This window comes from Mesorhizobium sp. B2-8-3, from assembly GCF_006440815.1.
Taxonomy (GTDB): Bacteria; Pseudomonadota; Alphaproteobacteria; order Rhizobiales; family Rhizobiaceae; genus Mesorhizobium.
In genome coordinates this window covers 268078-282201 of sequence record NZ_VFTW01000002.1, presented here as the reverse complement: position 1 = coordinate 282201, position 14124 = coordinate 268078, and the positions used below count along the sequence as shown (strand labels likewise).

Sequence of the window (14124 nt, the reverse complement as noted above, 5' to 3'; positions counted from 1 at the left end):
AAGAAATAGGTCGGTTCGCCGTTTCATTGGAACGGCGAAATGCCCTGGGGATCCAGGTCGATGTTCGGAATTGACACCACCGTACTGGCTTTCATCGTGCTTGCCGGCTTCAGCGCCGGTGCGGTGGCCTATGCTTTTCTGTTCACGCGCATCGACAACGAGAAGCAGGCCGGCAAGCGGCTTCAGACCGTCAAGACAGCCGAAACCGACCGGTCGGTGGTGAAAGCGACGCGCGACCGCGCAGCGGAAGCGGTCAAGCGGCGAAAAAACGTCCAGGACTCGCTGAAGCAGCTCGACGAGAAACAGAAGACCAACGATCGCAACGTCAAGAAACCGCCGCTGAAGGCTCAGATCCGCCAAGCCGGCATGCAGGTTCCGATCGAGCGTTTCTATATCTATTCCGCTGTCTGCGGGATCATCCTGACGGCCGTTCTCTTTTTCCTCGGCGCGCCTCTATGGGCTCTGCCCGGTGCCCTGCTGGTGGGCGGCCTCGGCCTGCCGCGCTGGTTCGTGTCGTTTCGCCGCACACGTCGCGTCAAGGCCTTCCTGGAAGAATTTCCGAACGCGCTCGATATCATCGTGCGCGCGGTCAAGTCCGGCCTGCCGCTCAACGATGCGATCCGCCTGATCGCCAACGAATCGCCCGAACCGGTCCGGTCCGAATTCCGCCGCATCGTCGATTCCCAGCAGATGGGCATGTCGGTGCCCGACGCCGCCATGCGCATGTCCGAGACCATGCCGTGCAGCGAGGCCGGCTTCTTCGGCATCGTCATCCAGATCCAGTCGCAGGCCGGCGGCAATCTGTCCGAGGCGCTGGGCAATCTTTCGCGCGTCCTGCGCGACCGCAAGAAGATGAAGGCCAAGGTCCAGGCGCTGTCGATGGAAGCCAAGGCATCGGCCGTCATCATCGGCGCTTTGCCCTTCGTCGTCGCCTTCCTCGTCTATCTGTCGAGCCCGAACTACATCATGCCGCTGTTCACCACCAACGTCGGCAACCTGATCCTCGGCTGCTCGGGTGTGTGGATGTCGATCGGCATCCTGGTGATGCGCAAGATGATGAACTTCGAAGTCTAGGGGCGCGGATCCAGTGACAGAACAGGTCGTCAAGACACTCACAGACCCTTCCTTCCTGATCGCGATGCTGGTCGGCATTGCCGTGTTCGCGACCGTCTTCACGCTCATGCCGGCGTTCGGCGGCACGTCGCTCAAGTCGCGCATGAAGAGCGTGGCGCTCGAACGCGACAAATTGCGCGCCGAGCAGCGTACGCGACTGGCCAACGAGGCCGACCGCCGCCGCAAGGGCCTGCGCGAGGAACAGTCCATCGGCATGCGCAACATCGTCGACCGCCTGGATCTGAGGCGCGCGCTTGCCGATGAAAGCACGATCCAGAAGCTCAAGGTCGCGGGCTTCCGCGGCCAGAACCCGCTGACGCGTTTTCTCTTCTTCCGCCTGGTCCTGCCATTCGTCGGTTTTGCCTTGGCGGCCATCTATCTGTTCGTGCTCGGCGGCCTGCCGCAGCAGCCGGCTTTCATCAAGCTGTTCGTCTGTGTCGTTGTCGCCTATGGCGGCTTCTACACGCCGATCCTCTACGTCAACAACCGCGCGACCAAGCGTAAGCAGTCGATCCAGCTGGCCTGGCCCGACGCGCTCGACCTGATGCTGATCTGCGTGGAATCCGGCATGTCGGTGGAAGCGGCCTTGCGCAGGGTTGCCGACGAAATCGGCACGCAGTCGGTGGCGCTTGCCGAGGAATTCGTGCTCACCAATGCAGAGCTGTCCTATCTGCAGGATCGCAAGATCGCCTATGAGAACCTGGCAAGCCGCACCGGTCTGGAATCGGTGAAGTCGGTGTCGCAGGCCCTGGTCCAGGCCGAACGCTACGGCACGCCGGTGGCGCACGCGCTGCGCGTGCTCGCCTCGGAAAGCCGCGACATGCGCATGAACGCCGCCGAGAAGAAGGCCGCCGCACTTCCGCCAAAGCTCACCGTGCCGATGATCCTGTTCTTCCTGCCGGTTCTGTTCGCCATCATCCTGGGTCCGGCCGGCATCCAGGTCAGCCAGCGCGGCATCTTCGGCGACCAGCACAGCTCCTCCAGCCAGTAGGCGGGCCGTTCGCATCAATGAAAAAAGCCGCGCGGACCCCCGCGCGGCTTCTTTCTTGTCGAAGCGGTCGGCGCTTGGCAGCGTCCGTCAGTTCGTGGCGACTTTCGCCTTGTCCTTGTCCTGATCCTTCAACTGGCTCCAGGCATTCTGCTGGGCAAGCATCTGGCGCAGATAGGCGACGTTGGCCTGCGCCTGTTCGGGCGACAGTTCCTGCGAGGCGATCTTCTCGGCCTCGTCGAAGCGGCCCTGCAGTCCGACGACCAGCGCGAGGTTCTGCCGCACCCTGCTGTCGGCACCAGGCTGCTGCGCGGCCGAGCGCATATAGGTTTCCGCCGTGCGCAGGTCGCCTTCGAGCACATAGGACATGCCGAGATTGGACAGCACCGAGGGCTCGTTCGGCTTCAGTTCCAGCGCCTTGCGATAGTCCTGCCGCGCTTCGTCCTTCTGTCCCATCTGGTCGAGAATGGCGGCTTCCGCCGAGACCAGCTTCCAGTCCGGATATTCGGGCGTCTGCGCGCGCCGCACGGCATCGAGGGCCGGCTCGAACTGGCCGTTGGCGGCAAGCGCCTTGCCATAGGCCGCAAGCACTTCGCGATCCTTGGGATAGGCGATCGCCAGCTTGCGCATCACCGCCAGCGACTGGTCGGCGTCGCCGTCCATCTGCAGCGCCGCCGCGAAGTTCATCGCGATGCGCTTGTCGTTCGGATTGCGGGCGTAGGATTGGCCGAGCCTGGACGTGGCGGTACGTAATTCGCTGGACGACATCGTTTCCAGCGGCCTGCTGTCGGAGCGGGAGATGGAACCCGTGGTGAACTTGCTGGTGCTGCCGCAACCGGCCACGCTGGCCGCAAGCGCCGCCATGAAAGCCGTGGTGATCAGACGCTTGGCTGTAAGGTTCAACGCTTTGGTAGGCATCGGCGCCCGGTCTCCATTCCTGTGCGGCCATTGGCTGGCCGTCTTCCCTCCCGCAGAAATATTCTGTTAACCCTAACGGACCGTTAAGAAGCGCCGACTCAGCAGTTCGGCCGGAGATCATTGCATGCCTGTCGAACTCGTCGAGCAGAAGCCGGAAGCCGCCTTGCCTGTCTATCTGGTGGCAAAGGACGCCCTTGAAGCCGCGGCGTTGCCGCTGCCCGCTATCGCCTGGGCGAGGGCCAACGGTTTTTCCGGCGAGGCAGGGCGCACGCTGGCCCTGCCGGGCGAGGGCGGCGGCCTTGCCGGCGCGCTGTTCGGTATCGGCGACGGCGACAGCGCCCTTGCCCTCGGGGCGCTCGCAAGGGCGCTGCCGGAAGGCGACTGGCATTTCGCGTCGGACCCGGCGCAGCCTGAACTCGCGGCGCTCGCGCTTGTCCTGGGCGGCTATGTCTTTACACGCTACGGCAAGAAGCCCGGCAAGGCTCTGCGCTTCGCGCTTCCCGAGGGCGTCGACGCCGCGCATGTCCGCCGCGTCGTCGACAGCGTGTTCCTGGCGCGCGACCTCGTCAACACGCCGACCAGCGACCTCGGTCCGGTCGAGCTGGAAGAAGCCGCCCGACAACTGGCGGCCGCCCATGGCGCCGATATCGCCGTGATCCATGGCGACGATCTCCTGGCGCGGAACTTCCCGATGATCCACGCCGTGGGCCGGGCCTCGACCGGCGCGCCGCGGCTGATCGACATGAGTTGGGGGCCGGGCGACGCGCCGAAGGTGACGCTGGTCGGCAAGGGCGTCTGCTTCGATACCGGCGGCCTCGACATCAAGCCGTCGTCGGGCATGCTTCTGATGAAGAAGGACATGGGCGGCGCCGCCAACGTGCTGGGCCTCGCCTCCATGATCATGGCGGCGAAACTCAATGTCCGGCTGCGCGTGCTGATCCCCGCCGTCGAGAATTCGATCGCCGGCAATGCCTTCCGGCCCGGCGACGTGTTGCGCAGCCGCAAGGGCATCACGGTCGAGATCGGCAACACGGACGCCGAAGGCAGGCTGATCCTGGCCGACGCGCTGGCGCTGGCCGATGAGGAGGAGCCCGCGTTGCTGATCGACATGGCGACGCTGACCGGTGCCGCCCGCGTCGCGCTGGGGCCCGATTTGCCACCTTTCTACACCGTTGACGAGACGCTTGCCGCCGATCTGGCCGCGGCATCGGTCGCGGTCGAGGATCCGCTGTGGCGCATGCCTTTGTGGCGCCCCTACGATGCAAAGCTTTCCTCGAGGATCGCCGACATCAACAATGTGACGACGGACGGTTTTGCCGGATCGATCACCGCGGCCCTTTTCCTCAAGCGCTTCGTCGAGAAGACCCACAGTTGGGCGCATTTCGACATCTTCGCCTGGAACCCGGCCGACCGCCCCTACGGCCTGACCGGCGGCGAGGCGCAAGGCATTCGCGCGCTGGAGCGGGTCATCGCCGGGCGTTTTGGAGCGTAAGCGGCAAAACGCCGTCACTGAAACGGAACCGAAACAATTTGCCGGCATGCTTGGGTGATGTCGATCTCGATGCGCCCGAGCCAGGCCTTGCGACTGTGGCAGCAGGTGATGCTGGTCCAGGTGCGCGACGGCGCGCCGGATCTCACCATGCGCCAGACGGCGATCCTGTTCACCATCTATCTCGATCCGCCGCCCCATACGGTGCGCGGGCTGGCCGCCAAGCTCAACGTCACCAAGCCGGTCATCACCCGCGCGCTGGATACGATGGGAGCGCTGAAGCTGGTCTCGCGCCATCGCGATGAGCTCGACAAGCGCAACGTGCTGATCCGGCGCACGGTGGAAGGCGCGCTCTTTGTCGAGCGCTTCGGCGATGGTATCGTCGCCCGCGCGCATGAATTGCCCATCTAGAGCATGATCCTGAAAAGTGGGAACCGGTTTTCGGATAAGATCATGCTCCAACAAAGAATTTGACTGGATTTATCGATTTGACCGCCAGGGATGCCCGCCTTCATGCCTTCCGCTCCGACCTTGCCGATGCGAGGCTGAAGGGCGAGGTCGCCGCCGACCGCTTCGTCACCGGCCGCCCGGCACGGGTCACGGTGTCGGTCGCCGATCTGCGCAAGGCGCCGCGCCCGGATGCGGGCGTGAACACACAGGCGCTGTTCGGCGACGACGTGCTGGTGTTCGAGGATGCCGAAGGCTGGGCTTGGGTGCAGGCCGAACGCGACGGCTATGTCGGCTATGTGGCCGATAATCTTCTTGGCGCGCGTGAACATGCGCCGACGCACGTCGTCTCCGTGCCGCGCACTTTCCTCTACCCCGGACCGGATCTGCGCTTTCCGATAAGCGGACAACTGTCGATGGGTTCGACCGTGACAGTGACCGGCTCGGCCGAAACGCGCGGCACGCATTATGCGTTGCTGCCCTCCGGCCAGGCGATCATCGCCGGCCATCTGCGGCTGATCGCCGAGCGGGCCGAGGACTACGTCACCGTCGCAGAAACCTTCCTGGGGACCCCCTATCTCTGGGGTGGCGTCTCCGGCTTCGGCATCGACTGTTCCGGGCTTGTGCAGTTGGCAATGCGCATGGCCGGCAGGCAAGTGCTGCGCGACTCCGACATGCAGGCGGCATCGGTCGGCACGCCGTTCGAGCCGGGTCCGGACTTTGCCGGACTTCAACGCGGCGACCTCGTCTTCTGGAAAGGCCACGTCGCGATCATGACCGACGCTCGCGACATGATCCACGCTAATGGCCACACCATGCTGGTCTCGCGCGAGGGGCTGAAAGAGGCGGTCGATCGCATCGGCTACCTCTATGGCGGCCCGACGGGGTTTCGCAGGCCCTGATCTTTCCTTCCCCCGTTCACGGGGAGAAGGTGCCCGAAGGGCGGATGAGGGGTAGCGCGAACCTGCGATTGCTCGCGCTGACCAAGCCAACCTCTGACATTGGCGCAGCCCCTCACCTGCCTGCCGGCATCCTCTCCTCGTAACGGGGCGAGGAAAACTGATCCCCTTTTGTTCCGATTTTCCTTGGCGATTGCGCGCCGCCGCGCTACCTCTTGCGCGTGACCGAGCAGCCGCGCCTTGCCGAGCAGAATGCCGCTGTCCTGCTGCCTGAGCCATTCGTCAGATGGTTCGGCGAAAAGGGCTGGTCGCCGCGCGTCCATCAGCTCGAGCTGCTGGCGAAGGCTCAAAGCGGCCAATCGGTGTTGCTGATCGCCCCGACCGGCGCCGGCAAGACATTGGCCGGCTTCCTGCCGTCGCTGACCGAGCTAGCCAACCGTCCCAAGCGAAAACCAGGCCAGGCGCATCGCGGCATCCACACGCTCTACATCTCGCCGCTCAAGGCTTTGGCCGTCGACATCGAGCGCAACCTCGCCAAGCCGGTCGAGGAGATCGGACTGTCCGTAACCATCGAGACCCGCACCGGCGACACGCCTTCGCACAAGCGCCAGCGGCAGAAGCTGGCGCCGCCCGACATACTGCTCACAACGCCCGAGCAGCTGGCGCTGCTGATCGCGGCCGGCGATGCCCCGCGCTTCTTTGAGGATCTGCGCTATGTCGTGCTCGACGAGCTGCACTCGCTGGTCACCTCCAAGCGCGGCCACCTGCTGGCGCTCGGCCTGGCGCGGCTGCGCGCCATCGTGCCCGAATTGCAAACCATAGGCCTGTCGGCCACCGTGGCCGAGCCGGACGAGTTGCGGCGTTGGCTGGTCAGTCAGGCTTCTCCCGGCGCCATGTCCGAGCTCATCGTCGTCACGGGCGGCGCCAAGCCTGAGATATCAATCCTCGACTCGGAAGAGCGGGTGCCCTGGGCCGGGCACTCCGCCCGCTACGCCACGCCCGAGATCTACCGCGAGATCAAGCGGCACAAGACCACGCTGCTGTTCGTCAATACGCGCAGCCAGGCCGAGCTGTTGTTCCAGGAGCTTTGGCGCGTCAATGAAGACACCTTGCCAATCGCGCTCCATCACGGTTCGCTGGACGTCGCTCAGCGCCGCCGCGTCGAGAAGGCCATGGGCGAAAATGCGTTGCGCGCCATCGTCGCCACCTCGACGCTCGATCTCGGCATCGACTGGGGCGATGTCGATCTGGTCGTGCATGTCGGTGCGCCGAAAGGAGCGAGCCGCCTGGCGCAGCGCATCGGCCGTGCCAACCACCGTATGGACGAGCCGTCGAAGGCGATCCTTATTCCTGCCAACCGCTTCGAGGTGCTGGAATGCCGCGCGGCGCTCGATGCCAATTATCTCGGCGCCCAGGACACGCCGCCGTTGGTCAATGGCGGGCTCGATGTGCTGGCCCAGCATGTGCTGGGCTGCGCCTGCGGGGCGCCGTTCCATGCCGATGTGCTCTTTGATGAGGTAAGGATGGCCGCGCCTTACGCCAGCCTGGACAGGCCGACATTCGACCGGGTCATCGACTTCGTCGCCACCGGCGGCTACGCGCTGAGAAATTACGAGCGCTATGCCCGCATCCGGCAGACGAAGGAAGGCCTGTGGCGGGTTTCAAATCCGGGTGTCGCCCAGCAATACAGGCTGAATGTCGGCACCATCATCGAAGTGCCGGCGCTCAACGTTCGCTACGTCCAGGCCGGCAGCAGGGGAGCGGCCTCGCGCGGCGGCAGGGTGTTGGGAAAGATCGAGGAAGCGTTTCTGGAGACCTTGACCCACGGTGACACCTTCATGTTCGCCGGCAAGATCTTGCGCTTCGAAGGCATCCGCGAGAACGAGTGCTTCGTCTCGAACGCGCCCGGCAGCGATGCGAAAGTTCCCTATTACGGCGGCGGCAAATTCCCGCTTTCGACTTACCTGGCCGAGCAGGTGCGGGCCATGCTCGACGACCCGCAACGCTGGAAGAAGCTGCCCGAGCAGGTTGCGGATTGGCTGCGGTTCCAGGCGGACAAGTCGGTGCTGCCGAAACGCGACGATCTGTTGATCGAGACTTTTCCACGCGGTAACCGATATTACCTCGTCGCCTATCCGTTCGAAGGCAGGCTTGCGCATCAGACGCTCGGCATGCTGCTCACGCGACGGCTCGATCGTGTGGGAGCCAAGCCGGTCGGCTTCGTCGCCACCGATTATGCGCTGGCCATCTGGTCGCTGGCCGACATGGGCTGGATGTTCGAGAACAGGAAACCGTCGCTGGCCACGCTGTTCGATCAGGACATGCTTGGGGATGACCTCGAAGCCTGGTTCGCCGACAGCTGGCTGCTGAAGCGCACCTTCCGGAACTGCGCGCTGATTTCCGGCCTGATCGAAAAGCGCCACCCAGGCAAGGAAAAAAGCGGTCGCCAGGTCACTGTGTCGACAGACCTGATCTATGACGTGCTGCGCAGCCATGAACCTGACCATATTCTGCTGCAGGCCACCCGTACCGATGCCGCGACCGGGTTGCTCGATGTCAGCAGACTTGCCGAGATGCTCTCGCGCATCCGCGGTCGAATCATGCATAAGAATCTCGAGCAGATATCGCCGTTGGCCGTGCCGATCATGCTTGAAATCGGCAAGATGCCGGTGAATGGCGAGGCGGACGAAACACTGCTAATGGATGCCGCCACCCTCGTTGAAGAGGCCATGGGGCCGGAAATGGCGGACTGAAAGAAGGCCTGGAGGGGATGAATTTTTCGCTGTCGCGCGCAACGCTGATCGCCGAGGCCGACCTTGTCGGCATCGCCGGCGAGCGCGCGGTCTGCGATCGGCGCGGCGTGCTCTATTTCCCCGACCTGCGGCTGCTCGCCGTCTCCGACCTGCATCTCGAAAAAGGCTCTTCTTTCGCGAAGCGTGGCGCGCTGATCCCGCCTTACGACACGGGCGCCACCTTGCTGCGGTTGCAGGCGGTCATCGCCGACTACCAGCCGCGGATCGTCCTCAGCCTGGGCGATTCCTTCCACGACGGCGGCGGTGCCGGGCGCATGCACCAGAGCTTCCGCGAGCGCCTGGAAGCAATGATGGCCGGTCGCGACTGGTTCTGGGTCGCCGGCAACCACGATCCGGATGCTCCCGCCGACCTGCCGGGCGAGACCGTCAAGGAACTCGCCATCGGCTCGCTGCTCTTCCGTCACGAGCCGTCGAAGACGTGGGTTGAGGGCGAAATCGCCGGCCATCTCCACCCTTGCGCGCGCATCGTCCAGCGCGGCCGCTCCGTCAGGCGGCGCTGCTTCGCCGGCGACGGCGGCCGCATGATCATGCCGGCCTTCGGCGCCTATACCGGCTCGCTCAACGTGCTCGACCGCGCCTATTCCGGCCTGTTCCGGCTGGAAACATTGATGGCCTATATGCTCGGCGCCGAGCGCATCTTCGCCATTTCCGGCTCGATGCTGCGGCCGGGCTGAAAGACTACTCGCGGCCGTAATAGAGCGTCACGGTGTGCTTCGCCTCGGCGAAGAAAAGCCAGCGCTCGACGAGCATGCCGGCGAGCTGGGACATAGCCGCGAGCGCCGACGCAATCGCCACGAAGGGCCACGGCAAGACGAACGCGGCGGCAAGCAGGGCAGCCGGCGCGATGAAAGCCAGGCCTTGGGCGATCCGCCTCAGCTTGGCGCTGTGCTTGCGCGCGATGCGGAAGCCCATTTCCTTCAGCAGATAATTTTCTTCGGTGTGCGGCCATTCGATCGACCGCACCGTGCCGCCTGCCAAACCAGTCGCCGTGTTGGCCGTGGTCGGGATATCCAACCGGTCATTGTAGCGCCAGGTCGCAAGCTTCCAGGCCCAGCCGGCGAGCGTGGCAAGCAGAGCCGCGATCAGCACCGCCATTGAACCCAGCTTGAACCCCTGGAGCAAAGCGTTGGCGAGAACGCTTCCGGTCATCGCCGCGAAAATGAGATAAGCCGGCAAAGTATAGCGGCTGTGCCATTGGGCGATCGGCTTCAGAGAGGCGTAGATCATGCCCGTCGTGCAGACTGTCGTCACCGCGCCGGCCGCCGCCAGCAGGCCGGCGATCGCCACCCAGCCGCCGTTGCGGCCGAGAAGCACCCAGCCGATGCCGAACATACAAGCCGGAACGAAGGTAGCGACCGACGCCACGCCTTCGCGCGACAGCCACGAGCTGCGCCACTGAGAAAAAGCACGCCAGGCCCGCTCGGGCCGGCCGAGATGCCCGGTCGATGACAGCAATCCGGCCGCGATCAGGCCGAGCGCCAACCCCATGCCGACAAAGCCCAGCCAGAAATCGGCTGGGATGTACCCCAACCCGCCAAGCAGGCCGAGCAGCGCCAGCAGGCCGTAGCCGGCCCCTGTGGCTGTGGTGAAGAAGACGACCGAGAAAGCGGGATGCATGTTCGGTCAGTTCGAAAGCATGCGGTCGATCCAGCCGAGAAAGCCGCCCTCGGCCTTGATCGGCTCCAGTGCCGGTGCGTCCACCTTCGCCGCCCGCTCGCTGCGGGCACGCGGCGGCAGATATCTGTTGGTCGGCTTGTAGCCAAGCTCCGGCATCAGCGCGACGCCGCCACGTTCCTCGACAAGCTGCGAGATCGCCGAAGCCGGATCGCCGAGATCGCCGAAATGCCGGGCGCTGGTCGGGCAAGCGGCAACGCAGGCGGGCACGCGATCCTCCTCGGCCAGATTGTCATTGTAGATGCGGTCGACGCAGAGCGTGCATTTCTTCATCACGCCGACATCGGTATCGAACTCGCGCGCGCCGTAGGGGCAGGCCCAGCTGCACAATTTGCAGCCGATGCATTTATCCTCGTCGACCAGCACGATGCCGTCCGAGGCGCGCTTGTAGGAGGCGCCGGTCGGGCACACGGTGACGCAGGCCGGCTGCTCGCAATGCAGGCAGGAACGCGGGAAGTTCACCGTGCGGCCGCCAAGCTCTGTCGTATGCTCATAACTGTGCACGCGGTTGAACCAGACGCCGTCGACATGTCCGCCATAGGGATCGATGTCGGTCAGCGGCGCCATGTGGCCGCCGGTGTTCCACTCCTTGCAGGCGGTGACGCAGGCCTGGCAGCCCACGCAGGTGTCGAGGTCGATGACGAGGCCGAGTTTCTTGTCGGTCCGGGCGGGAAGGCAGGTCATTCGGCGGCTTCCCTGTTCATGCGAAACGCGGCGCCGAAGCGAAGCACTTCGGGCGAAGGTTCGAAATGCGGCGGCTGGGCGAAACGCTCGAATTGCGGCTCGGTGAAGCCGGCTTCCTGCGGCGCGCATTTGACGATCCGCACGCGCACGTCGAACCATGCCGCCTGTCCGGTGACCGGGTCTGAATTGGAGTAACGCTTGCCGTTGGCGTCGGCCGATGTCTGGTCGCCGATAATGTGGTTGAGCAGGAAGCCGCGATTGCTTTCCGCCGCATCGTCCTTCAGGCCCCAACTGCCGCGCCGCTTGCCGACCGCGTTCCAGGTCCACACCGTGTCCGGATTCACGCCGTCGATCAGCTTGATCTGGCCTTTCACCCGGCCGTTGATGCTCTCGATCCATACCCAGTCATCGTCGGCAAGGCCGAGACCGGCGGCCGTCTGGTGATGGACGAACAGCCGGTTCTGGCTGGTGATCTGTCGCAGCCACGCATTCTGCGAGCCCCAGGAATGGTACATGTGCATCGGCCGCTGCGTCAGCGCATGCAGCGAATATTTTTCGAGGTCGACGGCGTCGTCCTCGAAGGGCGCGTACCAGAATGGCAGCGGGTCCATATAGGCTTCGATGCGGCCGCGCTCGGCGTCCGGCGGCTGCACTTTTCCATGGCCGCGCGCGGCAAGCCTGAACCGCTGCATCGGCTCCGAGTAGAGCTGGAAGACAATAGGCTCGGCCTTGGGGATGAAACCCATCTCGACGGCGAAGTCGAGATAGGCGCGGTTGCCCATTTTGTAATAGCGCTGGTCGTCGGAGAAATCGTGATGCCAGAAGCCGCCATTGTCGATGTAGCGCTGCAGCTGGTCGGGGTTGACGTCGCCCCTGCCGATCACGCCGCCATTCTTGCCGCGCCAGCCGGCTAAAGGGCCGATGCCGGGCGTGCGCTCATGGTTGACGATGTAGTCGGCATAACAGCTGTATTTGGCCGAACCGTCCTCGTCGACGAAGTCTGGCAGGCCAAGCCGCGCGCCGAGCTCGATCAGCACCGACTGGAACGGCCGCACGTCGCGGTCCGGCTGCACCACCGGATGGCGAATGGCGTCGGCGGCCCCGTCGGCATGGCTGATCGGCCGGTCGAGCAGGCTGATGCAGTCGTGCCGCTCGAGATAGGTGGTGTCGGGCAGCACCAGGTTGGCGAAGGGCACGGTCTCGGAATAATAGGCGTCGGAATAGATGATGAAGGGGATCTTGTAGGCGCCGGCCTCGTCCTTGTCGGTCAGCATGGCAATCGTCTCGACGGTGTTCATCGACGAGTTCCACGCCATGTTCGACATGTACATCATCAGCGTGTCGATTGGATAAGGATCGCCGGCCCAGGCATTGCGGATGACCGAGTGCATCAGCCCATGCGCGGCCAGGGGGGCTTCCCAGGAATAGGCCTTGTCGATGCGGGTGGGCTGGCCGGCGTCGTCGACGAGAAGATCGTCCGGTCCGCAGACGAAGCCGAGCGGCATGCCGTCGAGCGGCGTCATCGGTCGAACGTTTTTTCCGCATGGCTTCGGCCCCGGCGGCGCCGGGCGCGGATAAGGCGGCTTGAAGCGGAAGCCGCCGGGGACATCGACGGTGCCGAGCAGCACCTGCAGCAGATGGATGGCGCGGCAGGTATGAAAACCGTTGGAATGGGCCGAGATGCCGCGCATGGCATGCATCGAGACAGGCCGTCCCTTGATCGTCTCGTGCCGCCGGCTCGCGCAGTCGGTCCAGGCGATCGGCAGTTCGATCGTCTGCTCGAAGGCGACATGCGCCAGCTCCGCCGCGATGCGCCGGATCGTTTCCGCGCTGACGCCGCAGCGCTCCGCCACGGCGTCCGGCGAATACGTCTCGTCGAGATAGCGTTCGGCGATGAGCTGGAAGACAGGCACGCAGCGCTGTCCGCCGACCTCATGGCAGCCGGTCAGCGCTGGCTTTGCTTCGGAGCCGGCTGCGTTGACCGGTTGCTTCGCCACCCTGTCCCAGGCAAGCGGGTTGCCGTCCAGGTCGCGAACGAACAGCCCGTCATCGGCGGCCCCCGGCTCCTGCACGACCAGCACCGGCGCGTTGGTGTAGCGCAGCAGATAGTCGAGATCGACGCGACCGGCCTTGAGCAGTTCATGGACCAACGCCAACACGAACAGTCCATCCGTGCCCGGTCGGATACCGATCCAGTCGTCGGCGATGGCGTTGTAGCCGGTGCGGCAGGGGTTGATCGACACCACCTTGACACCACGTGCCTTGAGCTTGCCGAGGCCGATCTTGATCGGGTTGGAATCATGGTCCTCGGCGACGCCGAACAGCATGAAGTATTTCGTGTTGTCCCAGTCGGGCTCGCCGAATTCCCAGAACGAGCCGCCGATCGTGTAGAGCCCGCCGGCCGCCATGTTGACGGAGCAGAAGCCGCCATGCGCGGCGAAATTGGGCGTGCCGAATTTCGACGCCCACCAGCCGGTCAGCGATTGCGACTGGTCGCGTCCGGTGAAGAAGGCGAGTTTTTTCGGGTCGGTGCGCCGAATCGACGACAGCCTTTCGGTGGCGATGGTCAGCGCTTCGTCCCACTCGATCTCGCGGAACTCGCCCGAGCCGCGTAGCCCGGTCCTCAGCAGCGGTTTCTTCAGCCGCGCCGGGCTGTAGTGCTGCATGATGCCGGCGCTGCCCTTGCCGCAGATCACGCCCCGGTTCACCGGATGGTCCTTGTTGCCGTTGATGTAGCGGACTTTGCCGTCCTTGATGTGGACGTCGATGCCGCAGCGGCAGGCGCACATGTAGCAGGTGGTCTTGGCGGTGCGGTCGGAGACGCTTGGCGAGGTCTCGACGCCGTCGCCCTCGTCCGGCGCTCGGCTGTCGGCCAGCGGCCGCTGCGAGGGGGCGGAATTGGCGCCGCGCGGCGCGGCTTTGCTCATGATCCGCGAACGCTCTTGCCGTTCGCCATCTTGGCCTTCGTCTTGGGTCCCGGACCGCGCATGTAGTGGAGTTCGGGATGATAGCGCTCGCCGGCTAACTGCCGCTTCAGACGGCGGTTCCAATGCGCGAACAGGGATTTGAAGCGCCCTATCATTTCTCACTCTTGGTCTC

The 14124-nt window shown here is 64.7% G+C and carries 11 protein-coding genes; 7 read left to right on the top strand and 4 right to left on the bottom strand.

From position 1 onward, the window contains the following. Window positions 1-60: 60 nt before the first annotated feature. Complete coding sequence (locus FJ418_RS04190) at window positions 61-1074, top strand: type II secretion system F family protein (RefSeq protein ID WP_140863799.1); 1014 nt, start codon at window positions 61-63, stop codon at window positions 1072-1074. A gap of 13 nt (window positions 1075-1087) precedes the next feature. Continuing rightward, a complete protein-coding gene (locus tag FJ418_RS04185) occupies window positions 1088-2104 on the top strand; it encodes a type II secretion system F family protein (protein ID WP_140645301.1) in 1017 nt (338 codons plus the stop codon). An 87-nt stretch (window positions 2105-2191) separates the two neighbouring features. Here FJ418_RS04185 and FJ418_RS04180 read toward each other — a convergent pair whose 3' ends face one another. Then, complete coding sequence (locus tag FJ418_RS04180; protein ID WP_140863797.1) at window positions 2192-3019, bottom strand: tetratricopeptide repeat protein; 828 nt, start codon at window positions 3017-3019, stop codon at window positions 2192-2194. 124 nt (window positions 3020-3143) lie between these two features. Here FJ418_RS04180 and FJ418_RS04175 point away from each other — a divergent pair, with 124 nt between their 5' ends. From FJ418_RS04175 to pdeM, 5 genes are all read left to right on the top strand, one after another. Continuing rightward, window positions 3144-4511 carry a leucyl aminopeptidase family protein gene (locus tag FJ418_RS04175; RefSeq protein ID WP_140863796.1) on the top strand — a complete coding sequence of 456 codons (1368 nt, stop codon included), beginning with the start codon at window positions 3144-3146 and terminating at the stop codon, window positions 4509-4511. 57 nt (window positions 4512-4568) lie between these two features. Next, window positions 4569-4919: a MarR family winged helix-turn-helix transcriptional regulator gene (locus FJ418_RS04170; RefSeq protein WP_140863794.1), complete on the top strand. Its 351-nt coding sequence runs from the start codon at window positions 4569-4571 to the stop codon at window positions 4917-4919. Window positions 4920-4996: 77 nt separating this feature from the next. Next, the gene (locus FJ418_RS04165) at window positions 4997-5857 is read left to right on the top strand and encodes an NlpC/P60 family protein (RefSeq protein ID WP_140863792.1); all 861 of its coding nucleotides are present in this window, start codon (window positions 4997-4999) and stop codon (window positions 5855-5857) included. 218 nt (window positions 5858-6075) lie between these two features. Next, window positions 6076-8607, top strand: a complete 2532-nt coding sequence (locus FJ418_RS04160) for a ligase-associated DNA damage response DEXH box helicase (protein WP_140864076.1) — start codon at window positions 6076-6078, stop codon at window positions 8605-8607. A 17-nt stretch (window positions 8608-8624) separates the two neighbouring features. Further along, complete coding sequence (gene pdeM, locus FJ418_RS04155; protein WP_140863789.1) at window positions 8625-9341, top strand: ligase-associated DNA damage response endonuclease PdeM; 717 nt, start codon at window positions 8625-8627, stop codon at window positions 9339-9341. Between the two features lie 4 nt (window positions 9342-9345). Here pdeM and FJ418_RS04150 read toward each other — a convergent pair whose 3' ends face one another. Genes FJ418_RS04150 through FJ418_RS04140 form a run of 3 tightly spaced genes read right to left on the bottom strand, consistent with a single transcriptional unit; the run spans window position 9346 to window position 13952 of the window. Continuing rightward, window positions 9346-10284 carry a DmsC/YnfH family molybdoenzyme membrane anchor subunit gene (locus FJ418_RS04150; protein WP_140863787.1) on the bottom strand — a complete coding sequence of 313 codons (939 nt, stop codon included), beginning with the start codon at window positions 10282-10284 and terminating at the stop codon, window positions 9346-9348. A 6-nt stretch (window positions 10285-10290) separates the two neighbouring features. Next, window positions 10291-11025 carry a 4Fe-4S dicluster domain-containing protein gene (locus tag FJ418_RS04145; protein ID WP_140863784.1) on the bottom strand — a complete coding sequence of 245 codons (735 nt, stop codon included), beginning with the start codon at window positions 11023-11025 and terminating at the stop codon, window positions 10291-10293. After that, entirely contained in the window at window positions 11022-13952 is a 2931-nt protein-coding gene (locus FJ418_RS04140) for a molybdopterin oxidoreductase family protein (RefSeq protein WP_140863781.1), read from the bottom strand. The genes FJ418_RS04145 and FJ418_RS04140 overlap by 4 nt, the downstream gene beginning before the upstream one ends. Window positions 13953-14124 lie beyond the last annotated feature (172 nt).

Bases quoted from the DNA above. Each gene is read 5' to 3' on its own strand.
- FJ418_RS04190 (WP_140863799.1), top strand. From the start codon at position 61: ATGTTCGGAATTGACACCACCGTACTGGCTTTCATCGTGCTTGCCGGC.
- FJ418_RS04180 (WP_140863797.1), bottom strand. From the start codon at position 3,019: ATGCCTACCAAAGCGTTGAACCTTACAGCCAAGCGTCTGATCACCACG.
- FJ418_RS04175 (WP_140863796.1), top strand. From the start codon at position 3,144: ATGCCTGTCGAACTCGTCGAGCAGAAGCCGGAAGCCGCCTTGCCTGTC.
- FJ418_RS04170 (WP_140863794.1), top strand. From the start codon at position 4,569: ATGTCGATCTCGATGCGCCCGAGCCAGGCCTTGCGACTGTGGCAGCAG.
- pdeM (WP_140863789.1), top strand. From the start codon at position 8,625: ATGAATTTTTCGCTGTCGCGCGCAACGCTGATCGCCGAGGCCGACCTT.
- FJ418_RS04150 (WP_140863787.1), bottom strand. From the start codon at position 10,284: ATGCATCCCGCTTTCTCGGTCGTCTTCTTCACCACAGCCACAGGGGCC.
- FJ418_RS04145 (WP_140863784.1), bottom strand. From the start codon at position 11,025: ATGACCTGCCTTCCCGCCCGGACCGACAAGAAACTCGGCCTCGTCATC.
- FJ418_RS04140 (WP_140863781.1), bottom strand. From the start codon at position 13,952: ATGAGCAAAGCCGCGCCGCGCGGCGCCAATTCCGCCCCCTCGCAGCGG.